The 15,147-nt window shown below is 42.5% G+C and carries 14 protein-coding genes and 1 other RNA gene; 11 read left to right on the top strand and 4 right to left on the bottom strand.

What is annotated here, in order from left to right:
* Positions 1–134: 134 nt before the first annotated feature.
* The 4 genes from IGI41_RS13555 to IGI41_RS13540 form a co-directional block, all read right to left on the bottom strand.
* A complete protein-coding gene (locus tag IGI41_RS13555; protein WP_430610298.1) occupies positions 135–611 on the bottom strand; it encodes a universal stress protein in 477 nt (158 codons plus the stop codon).
* Positions 612–672: 61 nt separating this feature from the next.
* A complete protein-coding gene (locus IGI41_RS13550) occupies positions 673–960 on the bottom strand; it encodes a hypothetical protein (protein ID WP_430610297.1) in 288 nt (95 codons plus the stop codon).
* Positions 961–1,114: 154 nt separating this feature from the next.
* Positions 1,115–1,309, bottom strand: a non-coding RNA gene (gene ssrS, locus IGI41_RS13545) — 6S RNA.
* A gap of 103 nt (positions 1,310–1,412) precedes the next feature.
* On the bottom strand, positions 1,413–2,690 hold the full coding sequence (locus tag IGI41_RS13540) for a replication-associated recombination protein A (RefSeq protein WP_430610296.1): 1,278 nt from the start codon (positions 2,688–2,690) through the stop codon (positions 1,413–1,415).
* Positions 2,691–2,871: 181 nt separating this feature from the next.
* On the opposite strand from IGI41_RS13540, the gene IGI41_RS13535 reads away from it, so the two are divergent.
* The 11 genes from IGI41_RS13535 (at position 2,872) to IGI41_RS13485 (ending at position 15,138) form a co-directional block, all read left to right on the top strand.
* Positions 2,872–3,492 (top strand): DNA-3-methyladenine glycosylase, encoded by a 621-nt coding sequence (locus IGI41_RS13535; protein ID WP_430610295.1) that lies wholly within the window; start codon positions 2,872–2,874, stop codon positions 3,490–3,492.
* A gap of 17 nt (positions 3,493–3,509) precedes the next feature.
* A complete protein-coding gene (locus tag IGI41_RS13530) occupies positions 3,510–3,998 on the top strand; it encodes a DUF3013 family protein (RefSeq protein WP_430610294.1) in 489 nt (162 codons plus the stop codon).
* Between the two features lie 10 nt (positions 3,999–4,008).
* Positions 4,009–4,956: a 50S ribosomal protein L11 methyltransferase gene (gene prmA, locus IGI41_RS13525; RefSeq protein WP_430610293.1), complete on the top strand. Its 948-nt coding sequence runs from the start codon at positions 4,009–4,011 to the stop codon at positions 4,954–4,956.
* 1 nt (position 4,957) lies between these two features.
* Complete coding sequence (locus IGI41_RS13520) at positions 4,958–5,713, top strand: 16S rRNA (uracil(1498)-N(3))-methyltransferase (RefSeq protein ID WP_430610292.1); 756 nt, start codon at positions 4,958–4,960, stop codon at positions 5,711–5,713.
* A gap of 4 nt (positions 5,714–5,717) precedes the next feature.
* Positions 5,718–6,356: a deoxyribose-phosphate aldolase gene (locus IGI41_RS13515; RefSeq protein WP_430610291.1), complete on the top strand. Its 639-nt coding sequence runs from the start codon at positions 5,718–5,720 to the stop codon at positions 6,354–6,356.
* Positions 6,357–6,538: 182 nt separating this feature from the next.
* Positions 6,539–8,749, top strand: coding sequence for a RelA/SpoT family protein (locus IGI41_RS13510; RefSeq protein WP_430610290.1), 2,211 nt, complete (start codon positions 6,539–6,541; stop codon positions 8,747–8,749).
* 7 nt (positions 8,750–8,756) lie between these two features.
* Entirely contained in the window at positions 8,757–9,203 is a 447-nt protein-coding gene (dtd, locus tag IGI41_RS13505) for a D-aminoacyl-tRNA deacylase (protein ID WP_430610289.1), read from the top strand.
* Between the two features lie 267 nt (positions 9,204–9,470).
* Positions 9,471–10,994, top strand: coding sequence for an ABC transporter permease (locus IGI41_RS13500; protein WP_430610288.1), 1,524 nt, complete (start codon positions 9,471–9,473; stop codon positions 10,992–10,994).
* 13 nt (positions 10,995–11,007) lie between these two features.
* Positions 11,008–11,682: an ABC transporter ATP-binding protein gene (locus IGI41_RS13495; protein ID WP_430610287.1), complete on the top strand. Its 675-nt coding sequence runs from the start codon at positions 11,008–11,010 to the stop codon at positions 11,680–11,682.
* Positions 11,675–13,174, top strand: a complete 1,500-nt coding sequence (locus tag IGI41_RS13490; RefSeq protein ID WP_430610286.1) for a PASTA domain-containing protein — start codon at positions 11,675–11,677, stop codon at positions 13,172–13,174. Before IGI41_RS13495 ends, IGI41_RS13490 begins: the two co-directional genes overlap by 8 nt.
* Before the next feature lie 224 nt (positions 13,175–13,398).
* Positions 13,399–15,138 (top strand): ABC transporter ATP-binding protein, encoded by a 1,740-nt coding sequence (locus tag IGI41_RS13485; protein ID WP_430610285.1) that lies wholly within the window; start codon positions 13,399–13,401, stop codon positions 15,136–15,138.
* Positions 15,139–15,147 lie beyond the last annotated feature (9 nt).

Here is a 15,147-nt window from a genome sequence, read left to right as displayed (position 1 = left end):
GGTACCTATTACTTTGCTTTCATTTTTTTGCTGTACAAGTTAGGATAACCGACTTGTCATCCTGGATGGTTTTTGCCATCCAGGTTTTTTTTATACTAAAAAACCTGTCTCAAAAAAGACAGGCTGATCAAATATCAATTTTTGGTCTCTACTGTTGGTAATTGATTTTGCAAGTCAGTCCGTACGACCAATACATCACAGCCGGCATGGCGAATGACATACTCAGAAACGGAACCAATGAAGATGCGTTCGACTGCATTTAACCCAGTGGCGCCGATCATGATCAAGTCAATGTGGTGTTCTTCGGGTAATTGTTTGGCAATGATTGGTTTTGGTGAACCATATTCGATCACCGTTTTGACCGAAGCAACTTGATGCTTGCGGGCATAGTCTTCATAATCTTTCAATGTTTGTTTGGCCATTTCAGTCGCTTGTTCTGCCAACATCCCGTCGAAAGAAGAAACCGTTTGGAAAGCACGGGTATCGATCACATGTGCCAAAATCAATTCAGAATCGTTTCGTTGTGCGACATTGACAGCTTTCTTAAAGGCAAGCTCTGATTCACTTGATCCATCTACGGCGACCATGATTCGTTGATATTGTTGTAACATATGAAACACTCCCATCAGTTCTTTTCTTTTATTGTAGTCCTTTTTGACCGAAAATGAAAACCTAATCCCTGTTTTTTTTCATTTTTTGCGCAAGCAAGATACTAAATGAAGCAGAAGAAGCCAATAAGAGTGCCAAATAGCCTAAGGCAATCAGTTTCAAATTTATGACAGCCACGACGATCGCCAACAACCCTAATACCAGATGGATGAGACTATATATTTTCAAAAAGGATTGGTTGTTGCTGCTATTAGGGATCAAAGTGAAAAAAATCGATTGTTTGGCGTAGAGTAAATAACTAGTGGTCAATAAAACAAGGGCCACCAGGGTAAATAATAAGATGATCATCATGTGGGTTCGCTCCTGTATTCAAAGATACCTCAAGTATAACGAAGACACTGAGGAATAGCAAAGACAGGCTGATTTCGAGGGAGAAAAGGGCGTATAAATCAGACAAAAAAAGCCACCTGTCAAAAAACAGGTGGCACATTCTATAAAAGAATGGGTAATATCCGTTGATGCCGTTCTTTTTCCCGTAGTATTGATCCCGCAAATTCTAGCAGGTGGGTTCCACGGTCTAAGCTTCGAACTACCAAAAGAAAAGGCATGTTACCAGCATTGACACAAGACAGATCCCAAGATATCAATAAAAATGTTCGGTCAACACACAAAAGGGATAACTCGTACATCACAGATTTCCCACCCTTATAGTAGCATAGGAATACAAAAGGTGCAATAAAGTTGATTGAAAACGATACCAAAAAGTGTGTGCTTCTCCATGAGAGACCACCCAAAAGACTGTGCTATCCGTTTTTTTTCCGATCCTTTAATTGCTGGTATCTCTGACCAAGCGCGTGCTCATATTTACCTGTGGCTTTTGGCGCATAGTATTGTGTCCCTTTTAGTTTGTCTGGTAAATATTGCTGGTCGACCCAAGCATCCTCGAAATTATGGGGATATTGATAACCGACACCGCGGTTTAATGTCTCTGCACCTTTATAATGACTGTCTCTTAAGTGATCAGGCACATCACCAGCTTTGCCATTGCGAATATCCGCAATCGCTGCATCCAATGCCATATAGGCACTGTTTGATTTAGGGGATAAACAAAGATCAACGACGGTATCTGCTAATGGGATACGTGCTTCCGGCAAGCCCAAACGTTCCGCTGCCAAAACGGCATTGACTGTACGAGCAGCAGCAGCCGGATTGGCCAGACCGATATCTTCATAGCCAATCACCATCAGTCGTCGACAAATAATGGCCAAATCACCCGCTTCAACTAGACGCCCCAAGTAATGCAAGGCTGCGTCCACATCGCTGCCGCGGATCGATTTTTGAAAAGCAGAGATGACATCATAATGGGCATCTCCGTTTTTGTCATGGGTCAAGGCTTTTCTTTGCACACATTCTTCGATCACCGCAAGGGAAAGATGGATCACGCCATCATCAGATTTTGGGGTTGAGCGGGCAGCCAATTCCAATCCATTCAATGCACTGCGCAGATCACCATTGGTTGCCCGAGAAAGATGTAACCGGGCTTCATCGCTCAACGTAATGGCTTCATCTCCTAAGCCCCGCTCGCTATCAGCCAAAGCTTGGTCGATCGCCAATAAGATGTCACTTTCTTGCAACGGTTTGACTTCAAAAATTTGTGTCCGACTGCGAATCGCTGGATTGATGGTGATGTATGGATTCTCAGTTGTCGCACCAATCAGAATGATTTTTCCGCTTTCTAAATGAGGAAGCAAAAAATCTTGCTTGGTTTTATCCAAACGGTGGACTTCATCTAATAACAAAATCACTGTCCCGCTCATACGGGCTTCTTCGGCGACGATCTGCAAATCTTTTTTTGTATCGGTGGCAGCATTCAGCATGCGAAAGGCGTAACGCGTTGAACCGGCAATCGCACTGGCAATACTTGTTTTTCCTGTTCCGGGGGGACCATAGAGAATCATTGATGACAGCATTTTGGCTTCGACCATTCGACGAATGATCTTGCCAGGGCCAACCAAATGTTGCTGACCAACGACTTCATCTAAATTTCTAGGACGCATGCGATAGGCTAATGGTTGTTGCATAAAACGATCCTCTCCTTTTTTATTAGTATAGCATAGAACCAATGGCTGGCAGCGCTAGGAGGGAATTCCTTTTTTGGGGGCGATATTGTGTCAATCGGTTTCTTTTCATTTTAGGAGAATTGGCCGCAATGATAGTAACTTGGCATGTAATTGTGTAAAATAGGGTAACGGAGTGATAAAAATGGATGAATTAATGGTTTTATTGAACCAAGCAGATACAGCAACGATTGCCCGACAACTGATTGGTATGTATATGGTCCATGAAACGCCAGCGGGCCGTCTTGGAGGGTATATCGTAGATTGTGAAGCCTATCTTGGGCCAGAAGATTTAGCGGCTCATAGTGCAGGAATGCGGCAAACCCCCAGAGTGCGTGCGATGTATCAACAAGCGGGAACGATTTATCTATACACCATGCATACCCATCGAATCGTCAATATCATTACGCAGCCAGAAGGCATTCCTCAAGGTATCATGATTCGTGGTTTAGAGCCGGTGGAGGGTATCAAGGAGATGCATCTCAACCGTCAGACAAGCGGTCCTGCATTGACCAATGGACCTGGAAAGTTGGTACAGGCGATGAATATTGGCCCAGATTTATATGGAGAGTCGATCATCACCAGTCCTCTCCATTTGGAACCCCAGAAGAAGCAGATACCAAGAGCAGTCATCGCATTACCGAGAATTGGGATCCCTAACAAAGGGGAATGGACGGACAAACCATTGCGATTTATTGCAGAAGGCAATCCTTATGTAACCAATATCAAAAAATCAGCGATCCGACCGGACCACGGTTGGCGATAAGAAAGAAGGAAAAAAATATGGCGAAGGAAACGATTTTAACGTATCTAGACCAACGTTTAACCAAACAGATCACGGAGTATGATGTAGCCATCGATTGGGATGCCAAAAACCATACAATTGAGCTTGTATTGCGCTTATTTGCAGAAAACCCAGCCCATCAAAAAATCGATGATGTCCAAGGTGTTGCCTCTGAAGAAGAAATAATTGAGTTTGAAGATGGTATTTTATTATATGATCCCAAAAAATCAACTTTTGATGAAGCGGACTTTTTGGCAGTCATTCCTTATGAAGGAAAAAAAGGCATCAAAAAAGCTTTGTTGGATGGCTTAGTCGATTATTTGAATGAGATACTGAGCGAAGGCGAAAGCGACTTGTTGGATTTTTTGAATGATGATGCTGAAGATGCCCTGTTCGAACTGAAATTTGATGAACATGCATGGATTGAAAAAGTCACAAAATACCAAACAAAAGATGGGGATACATTGATCCCATATCCAAGTTATTAAGGAGTAAACGATGAAGTGGAATGAAGTAACTGTTGCCACCGCAAGTGAATCAGTAGAAGCTGTTGCCAATATTTTGATGGAGCAAGGCGCTAGCGGGGTGGCAATCGAAGATGTGCTAGACATCGAAAACTTTAAAAGTGATGCCTACGGAGAAATATTAGACAAAGAAACCTATACGACTTTAGATGAAGGGGCGCAAGTAACGGCGTATTTTCCCGAAACGATTTTTTTACCGGAAGTTCTGCCAATCATCAAAGCAGCGATTGATCGGTTGCCTGACTATGGCTTAGCAGTTGGCAAAAATGAGATCACCACCAATGAAGTTGTAGAAGAAGCTTGGGCGACGGCTTGGAAAAAATATTATCATCCTGGCCGAATCTCCCGTTATTTGACGATTGTACCAAGTTGGGAAAACTATCAAGCTGACCAAACAGATGAAAAAATCATCACTTTGGATCCTGGTATGGCCTTTGGGACGGGAACCCACCCTACGACCCGCTTAACGCTGCAAGCACTAGAAGTGTATCTGCGAGGTGGAGAAACCGTATTAGATGTTGGGACTGGATCTGGTGTGCTCAGTATCGCCAGCAAACATTTAGGCGCACAAACTGTGTATGCCTATGATTTAGATGAAGTTGCTGTCCGCTCAGCATTAGAAAATATGCAACTGAATCCGGTTGCCCATGATGTACACGTTCAAGCAAATAACTTATTAACGGATGTCGAAGAGACAGCTGATGTCATTGTGGCCAATATCTTAGCAGATATTATTTTATTGATGATCCCGGATGCATGGCGTTTATTGAAACCAGAAGGCACATTGATCGTTTCAGGCATCATTGAGGCCAAAAAACAACTTGTTGTTGAGGCAATGCAAGACCAAGGATTTGTGATCGACCAAGTATTTACACAAAGAGACTGGGTAGCGATCGCCTTCAAAAAAGCCGAGGAAGAATGAGATGCAACGATATTTTATTGATCAACCTTATCAGACACAAGCGGAATACGCCTTAAGCGGCGAACCTTTTCATCATATGATTCGCGTCATGCGTATGACTGCCGGCAGCCAAGTTGGGTTAGTGTTTCGTGACCAATTAGCGATCATCGCTGCCATCAGCCGGATCGACGAAGAGACCGTGTATCTGACTGAAATCGAAAAAGAGCAGCAAAACAAAGAATTACCTATCTATGTGACGATTGCCAGCGGGTACCCTAAGGGGGATAAGTTAGACTGGATCGTTCAAAAAGGGACCGAACTTGGTGCCGCTGCTTTTATCGGGTTTCCAGCCCAAACATCTGTCGTCAAGTGGGATGAAAAGAAACTGCAAAAAAAACAACAACGTCTGCACAAAATTGCCCAAGAGGCAGCTGAGCAATCACAACGGCAAGTCGTGCCTTCTGTGACGCTGCTTGCCAATGAAACGTCATTTTGGCCCCAACTTTCAGCTTATGATCATATCTTAGTTGCTTATGAAGAATCAGCCAAGCAAGGCGAATCTGCCATGTTGCTGCAAATCCTTGATCAAGTCAAACCCGGCAGCAAGGTCTTGGCGATTTTTGGTCCTGAAGGTGGATTGACATCAACTGAGATCAAACTGGCTGAAACCCATCAAGCAGCTTTATGTGGTCTAGGACCAAGGATTTTGCGCACGGAAACAGCGCCATTGTATTTTTTAAGTGCTGTGAGTGTCCAACTTGAATTGACAAGGAAGTGAGTAGATGGAAACAACGCAAAGAAATATCAGTGTCCGTTTATTAGCGGCGGATTTGACAGACTGGCACCTAAAAGATGCCATCCTGTATTGCCAGCAGACCTCGATCAAAGAAGTAGTCGTTCTCCCTAGCGCGATTCGTCGTGCCAAACAATTGGCTCAAACCGCCAATTTACAGATTGGTGGTGTGATCGACTATCCATTGGCACAAGGCACGATGGCAAAAATCGCTTACGAGATTGGGCGGGCATTTATGGATGGTGCAGATTTTCTTGAAGTATGGCTGCCTGCCTCTTTATTGCTCCATAATAGCCAGGGATTTGAAGAATTGATTGAGACGATTCGCTCATTGACGTTGACAGGTGGCGAAATCCGTTTGGCTTTACAAACAGAAAACATGAATGAGTTGACCAAAATCCAAGTCGCCCAGCAATTGAAAGCACAGAACTGGCCGAGTGTTGTTTTGGGGCAGGGGACACCACTTGCAGAGGCAGTCCATGACGTGACGCTTTTTGCGCTAGACGGCGGCGAACAGTTGACGATTCAAAGCAATCCCGAAACAGCGGATAACACAGCGTACGATCAGTTGACTGCAGCGGGCGCTGCAAAAGTCAGTGTTCCTTTCACTGCCAGCGATTTTTTGTAAAAGGATTCGGCCTGGAATATCGAGCGCCGGTGATTGAAAAAAGCCAGAAAAGTTTGTATAATGTCAGTAATTATCAAAGAGTGGTTTAGACAGGAGTCCATGCTTGAAAGAGTTTGCTTCGGCAACCTCTTGTCAGGGACTGCTGTCTAATTTTTGAAAACAAGAAGAAGGAGGCGACAATCATGGCGAAAGAAGTCATATTGACCGGCCCAAATGTTATAAATTTGGTATCGCATTATATGAGTGATGAGCATGTAGCATTTGTCCAAAAAGCATTGGATTATGCCACAGAAGCCCATAAAGAACAATTCCGCAAATCTGGCGAGCCCTATATTATCCACCCGATCCAAGTCGCTGGAATCCTCGCCGAACTGCAGATGGATCCCCATACGATCGCTACGGGCTTTTTGCATGATGTAGTCGAAGATACGGAGATCACATTAGCTGATTTAAAGGAAAACTTTGGTGCTGATGTAGCGATGCTGGTAGATGGTGTCACCAAATTAGGCAAAATCAAATATAAATCACATGAAGAACAATTAGCAGAAAATCACCGTAAAATGTTGATCGCCATGGCACAAGATCTACGGGTCATTATGGTCAAACTAGCAGACCGTTTACATAATATGCGAACACTGAAACATTTGCGAGAGGACAAACAGCGTCGCATCGCCCAAGAAACGATGGAAATTTATGCGCCATTAGCGCATCGATTAGGGATTAGCCGAATCAAGTGGGAATTAGAAGATATTTCGTTGCGTTATTTGAATCCACAACAGTATTATCGTATTGTTCATTTGATGCAGACCAAGCGGGAAGAACGCGTGGCTTATGTGTCAGAAACGGTGGAAGAGATTCGTGTTGCAACAGAAGAACTTGATATCTATGCAGAAATCTATGGCCGACCAAAACATATTTATTCAATCTATCGCAAGATGAAAGACCAGAAGAAGCAATTCAATGAAATCTACGACTTGCTGGCTATTCGGGTAGTTGTTGATTCAATCAAAGATTGTTATGCGGTCTTAGGCACGATCCATACCAAATGGAAACCGATGCCAGGTCGATTCAAAGATTATATTGCAATGCCCAAAGCCAATATGTATCAATCACTGCATACAACGGTCATTGGCCCGAAAGGCAATCCAGTAGAAATTCAAATTCGTACCCATGAAATGCACGAAATTGCCGAATTCGGGGTAGCTGCGCATTGGGCGTACAAAGAAGGCAAAACAGAGAAAGTAAAAGCAGATAAAATGACCCAGCAGGTCGGGTGGTTCCAAGAAATTTTGGAATTGCAAGATGAATCTTATGATGCTTCTGAATTCATGGAAGGTGTCAAAGGAGATATCTTTAGCGATAAAGTCTATGTCTTTACGCCTAAAGGGGATGTCACCGAGTTGCCGCAAGGATCAAGTCCACTTGACTTTGCTTACAGTATCCATACTGATATTGGCAACAAAACCACTGGTGCCAAGATCAATGGCAAAATGGTCCAACTGGACTATAAATTGAAAAATGGCGATATTATTGAAATTTTGACCTCACCGAACTCATTCGGTCCCAGCAAAGACTGGATCAAATTGGTGGCCACCAGTAAAGCAAAAAATAAAATCAAGCGTTTCTTCAAAGATCAAGACCGTGAAGAAAATATCATCAAAGGCCATGAAGCAGTTGTCCGCACCCTTCAGGACATGGGCTTTGTACCAAAAGAGTTTCTGTCCAAAAGTAAAATGGCTGAAGCTTGCGAACGATTCAATTATAATACTGAAGATGATTTATTTGCTTCAGTTGGCTTTGGTGAAGTCAGTGCTACAACGTTAGCCAATCGGTTGACGGAAGAAGAACGACGAGAAAAACAGATCGAAAAACAAAAACAACAAGTACAAGATATGATCAATCAGCCAGCCAAAAAAGAACCTGAAAAAATGAAGGTTCGCCATGAAGGCGGCATTGTGATCGAAGGTGTTGACAACTTGCTGATCCGTATTTCTCGTTGTTGTAATCCCGTTCCAGGTGATGACATTGTTGGTTACATCACCAAAGGGCGAGGCATCTCGATTCATCGCAGCGATTGTCCAAATGTTCAAAACAAAGAAGCCGCGAACCGCTTGATCGATGTTGAATGGGAAGATGCTTCAGAGAATAATAAGGAATACAATGCGGATCTTGAAATTTATGGCTATGATCGTTCAGGCCTGCTTAATGATGTATTGCAAACTGTGAATACTGTCAGCAAGCGCTTGGTCAGTGTAGAAGCCAAGACCAATAAAGACAAAATGGCTACGATTCGGATCACAGTTTCAATCCAAAACTTGACCCATCTGCGCTCGATCGTTGATAAAATCAAGCAAATTCCTGATGTTTACAGTGTGAGACGGACGAAGGGATGATGGCTAGATGAAAGCAGTGATTCAACGTGTCAGTCAAGCCAGTGTGGCAATTGAAGGAACCATTGTAGGTGAAATCAAGCAAGGATTGATGGTTCTATTGGGCATTACGCATGAAGATACGCAGGCAGATGTGGACTATCTGATTCGCAAGATCCAACATTTACGGATTTTTGAAGATGATGATGGCAAAATGAATCGTTCCTTGTCGGCAATCGATGGGGCAATCTTAAGTATTTCACAATTTACACTTTATGGGGATACCAAAAAAGGCAATCGGCCTAGTTTTATCAAAGCGGCACCGCCAGTTATTGCTGTCCCTCTGTACGAGGCCTTCAATCAAGGATTAACAGAGGCAGGATTGACCGTGGCAACGGGACGATTTGGGGCGGATATGCAAGTCTCACTGATCAATGATGGACCAGTAACGATCGTGATCGACACCAAAGACAAATAAATCAAGATAAGTACTTACTAGTCAACCTAGTAGGTGCTTTTTTTTATGTAAAACAGTAGCATTACTTTGACAATACATTTAAAACGCTACCTTACAAAACTGTTAGAATGTCCATTCATAACAATTCAGTTATATAATAGATGATTAGATGCTTTTTATACGCTTTTTATATATTTATTATTTGTTATTTTAATAGAATAATTCAAATAACCCCCATTTATTCAGATTGTTCTTGTGTGGGAAGTATGGAATAATTGTTAAAAAATAATGTCACTGGAGGAAATGACAATGAATTTTTGGCAGCGTGCATTAAAAAGTATCACTCGAAGAAAAGGGAAATCATTTATTTTATTTTTAGTTGTATTTGTTTTAGGAAATGTCATCGCAGGTGCAGTAGCGATTCAACAATCTACGGCCAATGTCGAAACCGAAACCAAGAAAAAAATGGGCAACGTGGCGACAGTTGAAATGGATTATGAGCGTTTTGAAAAAGAAACTGCTGATATGTCAGATGAAGAAAAGTATAGTGAAGATTTTTATCCGATATCTCCTGGATTAGATGTGTATGATCAAGTCGGGGAGTTGAGTTATGTGAAGTATTATGACTACTCAAATACTAGTTATATTGAAACCAAAAAATTAAAAGCCTATACACCTGAAGATGGATCTATGGGGATGGGCGGAAACTATTTTTCTGTGAAAGGTGGTAATTTGACAGAGCCATTAGATATGCGGGAAGGCTTGATCAAATTGATCGAGGGTGACGGATTTACCGACAAAGATATGAACGAGACCACAAGTGCTGTTTTGGTGAGTAAAGAAGTCGCAGAAGCCAATAACTTATCTGTCGGTGATCAGCTCGTTTGGGATATCCGCAGTGAAGTCTATACAGAGGCTTCTGAGAGTGAAGAGGATGATGACGCTTCGGATGAAGGCACTACAGTTGTGACTTTTGATTATCCGGTGACGATTGCCGGGATTTTTTCTGTCGTTAAGAAGGACGATAGCGCACAGTCCAGTCAATCAGATAGTAACCAAAATAATGACCAAGCATGGATGTTGATGGATCAAATCAATACCTTTTATGCCAGCAATAATTTTGTCAAAGAATTCAATAAAATCCAGTCTGAAAAATTATGGGGTGAAACCATGGATGTTTCAGATGAAGAGCAATACTATCAACCGATGTTTGTGTTGAATTCTATCGATGATGTCGATGCCTTCAAACAAGAAGCAGATGCTTTATTGCCGGATTACTACAAAGTTGTTGCCAATACAGATCAATATGAGCAAATTGCTGGCGGCTTTAATCGGATGGGGATAATTGCCAACTACATCGTGATCATCGCTTCGATCGCAGCGATGTTCATTATTTCATTGGTGGTATTACTCTTCTTGCGAGACCGTAAACAAGAACTAGGCATTTATCTATCCTTAGGAGAAAGTCGCGGTAAAGTAATCGGTCAAATCGTGATCGAAGTTATTCTTGTTAGTGCAATTGCCCTTTTGGTCTCGTTGGTAACAGGGAATCTCTTAGGTGGAGCAGTCTCAAACGTCTTGATGCAAAATGACTTTATGAATGCTCAAAACGACAATGGCGTAGTGTATTACAGCAGCTTGATGTCATCAGCTGATATCGATCTGAATGATATCAAGAATGCGTATCAAGTGACCTTTTCTATTGGGTATATTATCACCTACTTATTGCTAGGACTTGGAACAGTCTTGTTGTCAGCTGTCTTGCCATTGCTCTATATCTTGCGCTTAAATCCGAAGAAAATCATGATGTAGGAGGAAAAACACCATGACATTATTAGAAACCAAAGCAGTCGATTATTACTACCAAGATGGCGACCAACGTCGCTACATTTTAAAAGAAACCTCAGTAGCCTTTGAAAAAGGTCGTTTTTACGCAATCTTGGGTCAATCTGGTTCTGGGAAAACTACCTTTCTCTCACTGATCAGTGCCTTAGATAGCCCCAAAAGTGGGGAAATCTTATTTGAAGGCACAGACATTGAAAAAATTGGTCATGAGAATTACCGGCGAGATGATATCAGCATCATCTTTCAAAGCTACAACTTGATTCCCTATTTAAGTGCTGTTGAGAATGTATTGGTGCCAATGTCCATCACCAAAAATAAGTTGCCGGACAATCAGCAAGAAGTAGCCTATAATCTGTTGGATTATATTGGTATTACGAAAGAAAAAGCCAATCGTTTAGTCAATCAACTATCTGGTGGAGAGCAGCAACGGGTTGCCATCGCCCGTGCTTTGGCAACCAATGTTGACATTATTTTGGCAGATGAACCAACTGGAAACTTAGATGAAGCCATGGAACAAGAAATCATTGATATTTTTAGAGACTTGGCCCATGTCCACAATAAGTGTGTCATCGTAGTGACCCATGCCAATGAGATTGCGCAACAAGCCGATGAAGTCTTGTACCTTCGTAAAGGTGTGTTAAGTCGTCATGAGTGATTTCCTATCTAATTTTAGTCCGGATAAGTATGATGGCAAAAAACAAGAACCGACACCGCAAGCAGCTACACAACCGGAAGATGAAAAAATGACGCCAGAAACAGCTCCGGAGACAGCGCCAGAGACAGCAAGCCAGTCAGAATCAATTGGCAGCCGGCGCGGAAGTAAGCAAAGAGATCGAGAAACCAAGGTAGATGAACAGCCAGAAAAAAGCCAACAAGCAGTGAGTCGTTTCGGTCAAGAAGAAACGGAATTTGATCCAACATACAAAAATAGAAAACGTAAAAAAATAGTTATTATATCGGCTCTTGCACTGCTGTTGGCAATCGTGGTCGGGGTTGTCTACTATCAATTGACGCATGTCAAAGTCCCTGATTTCAAAGCGACCAATCTTTCGGAAGCACGGACTTGGAGCAATGAAGAAGGTGTGGTTCTCAAGGTTGAACAAGCCTATGATTTTGACATGGAGACCAATCAAATCATTGCCCAAGATATCGCTGCAGATAAAAAAATCAAAAAGGGTGCGACCTTGACACTGACTGCAAGCCTTGGACCAGACCCAGAGGAACAGTTGACCTTGCCTGATTTTTCAGAAATGGAAACTGAGACAGCCAAACAATGGATCGAGGACAACAAAGCGGAAAATATTTCTTTGATCGAGCAATTCGATGATAGTGTCAAAGCCAATGCCTTTATCAAGCAAGAAGCCAACAACAAAGAATTGGATCTGACAAAATATCGCCGGAAAGACCGCTTGAGTGTCTATTATTCGAAGGGCAAAGAAGTCTTTGAAAAAGATATCGAAGTCACAGATTTTACTGGCAAAACCAAGACGGAAGCTGCCGAATGGGCCAAGAAAAATGAGTTATCTTACAAAGAAGAAGCGGTATTTTCAGATAGCGTCGCGGTTGATTTAGTGGTTTCTCAAGAACCAGTCAAAGGCAGCAAACTGGCGAAGAAAGATACTTTCCTTGTCAAAGTGTCAAAAGGCGAAGCCATGACAGTACCGGACTTCTCTCAATATACGATCGAAGAGGCCCAAGGATTGGAAACGAAGATACCTGTTCAAGTATCAACGATCTATGCAACGAATGTTTCCTATGGCAGCTTCATCAGTCAATCAGTTGAAGCGGGCAAAGAATATGGCGAAGGCGATAGTCTGCCAACCGTGAAAGTTGTTTATTCATTGGGACAACCATATTTGAAAGATATTCGCTTCCAAGCGACTGAAGGTGATTTGCCCAAATTGTTCTTTGATGAATACAAATCTAAAGGCGCCTATGTCTACTATGACATTTATTATGTCGATTCTGCTGAACCCAAAGGAACTGTGGTAGAAATGAGCCGCTATGGTGAGTTCATTCCGTTAGAAACGTGGATCACGATCGGTATCAGTCGTGGCAACCTGCAAGGGGCAACAACCAGTGTACCGGAAGATACATCTGTGGTGGCCCCATCGACAGATGAAGAAACGCTTGAGACGGAAGAGTAGTAAAACAGCGCGACACATATTATTCAAGCAACGGTCTTTAAAAACGGCTACCTCAGTCGCTTTTAAAGACCGTTTGTATCTTCTTGAAAAGGGGTAGCTATTTTTGAGGAAATTTTCTCAAAAAAAGAGCAAACGAGACGCTTGTATTCGGAGAAGTGATACAGTAAACTTGGATGTAACCATAAAATCGGTGTTTGGTGCCATTTACAGAAGGGAAGAAAATAATGATAAAAAAATTGCTCGCAAATGTGGGCAGCTACAAAAAAGACAGTCTAATGACCCCCGTATATGTTGCCGGAGAAGTGGCCTTAGATGTGATCATGCCCTTGATCATGGCAATGATGATCGACCAAGGGATCGAAAAAGGAGACGCCGGCGTAATTTTACGAGATGGTGGTTTGCTTTTTTTATTGTCTTTATTGGCGTTGCTGCTAGGAACTTTGGGTGGACGAACGGCGGCGATCGCCTCTGCTGGGTTCGCCCGTAATTTAAGACATAACTTATTTTCACGGATCCAAGATTTTTCTTTTTCCAATATTGATCGGTTTTCTTCTGCGAGTTTGATCACGCGGATGACCACAGATGTGACCAATGTACAAAATGCCTATCAAATGATCATTCGGATTCTTGTCCGCAGCCCCTTGGTCTTGATTTTTTCCTTGGTGATGGTCAGCACTATCAGCCCAGAGCTGATGACGATCTATCTTGTCGTGTTGCCGGTTTTGGCGATTGGGTTGGCTTTGGTGATCAAATTTGCCCATCCGCTGTTTTTGAAAGTCTTCCGAATCTATGACAAGTTGAACAATGTTGTACAAGAAAATCTGCAAGGTGTACGGGTCGTTAAATCGTATGTCCGAGAAGAACAACAAGAAGAAATTTTTGACAAAGTATCTGAAGATGTCTATCGCAATTTCACGTTGGCGCAACGAATCGTATCATTCAACATGCCATTGATGCAATTTTCTGTCTATACATGCATGTTGCTGCTTTCTTGGTTCGGTGCCCAATTGATTGTTGAACAAAGCAGCCTGACTACAGGTGAACTCGTTAGTATGTTCAATTACACGATGCAAATTTTGATGAGCTTGATGATGATGTCGATGGCGTTTGTTCAAATTCTGATTGCTAGAACTTCCGCAGAACGGGTGGTAGAAGTACTTGACGAAGAAAGTGATTTGAAAAATACTGCCGATCCTTTAATGAGCATCAGTGATGGCTCGATCGTGTTTGAAGATGTTTGCTTTAGTTATGCGAATGACAAAGATAAGTTAGCCTTGGAACATGCCAATCTTGAAATTGCTTCAGGAGAAGTCATTGGCATCATCGGTGGAACAGGTAGTGGGAAATCATCCCTTGTTCAATTGATCCCTAGACTTTATGATGTAATCGAAGGACATGTCAAAGTAGGGGGACATGATGTCCGCGACTACGATTTAGCGGTTTTAAGAGACCAAGTCAGCATGGTGCTGCAAAACAATGTGCTCTTTAGCGGAACCATTAATGACAATTTACGCTGGGGCAATGAAGAAGCGTCAGATGAAGAAATTCGGCGTGTGGCAACGATCGCACAGGCAGATCCATTTATTCAAGAGTTTCCTGATAAATATGACACGATGATTTCTCAAGGGGGAAACAATGTCTCTGGTGGACAAAAGCAGCGGTTGACTATTGCACGCGCATTATTGAAAAAACCCAAAATCTTGATTTTGGATGACTCTACGAGTGCAGTAGATACCAAGACCGATCGCAGTATTCGCGAAGGGTTGAAGCGGGAGATTCCGGGGACAACAACGATCATTATCTCGCAACGTATCAACTCCATTGAAGATGCCGACCGTATCATCGTCATGGACGATGGCAAAATCAATGGCATAGGGACCCATGATGAATTGTTAGCCAACAATAAAATCTATCAAGAAGTGTTCCATTCCCAACAGAAAGGATTTGGTGAAGGTGAAGAATAGACAAGCAGC

It is taken from the genome of Enterococcus sp. DIV0876, from assembly GCF_050529585.1.
In the GTDB taxonomy this organism is placed as follows: Bacteria; Bacillota; Bacilli; order Lactobacillales; family Enterococcaceae; genus Enterococcus_D.
This window is presented reverse-complemented; position numbering and strand designations above follow the sequence as displayed.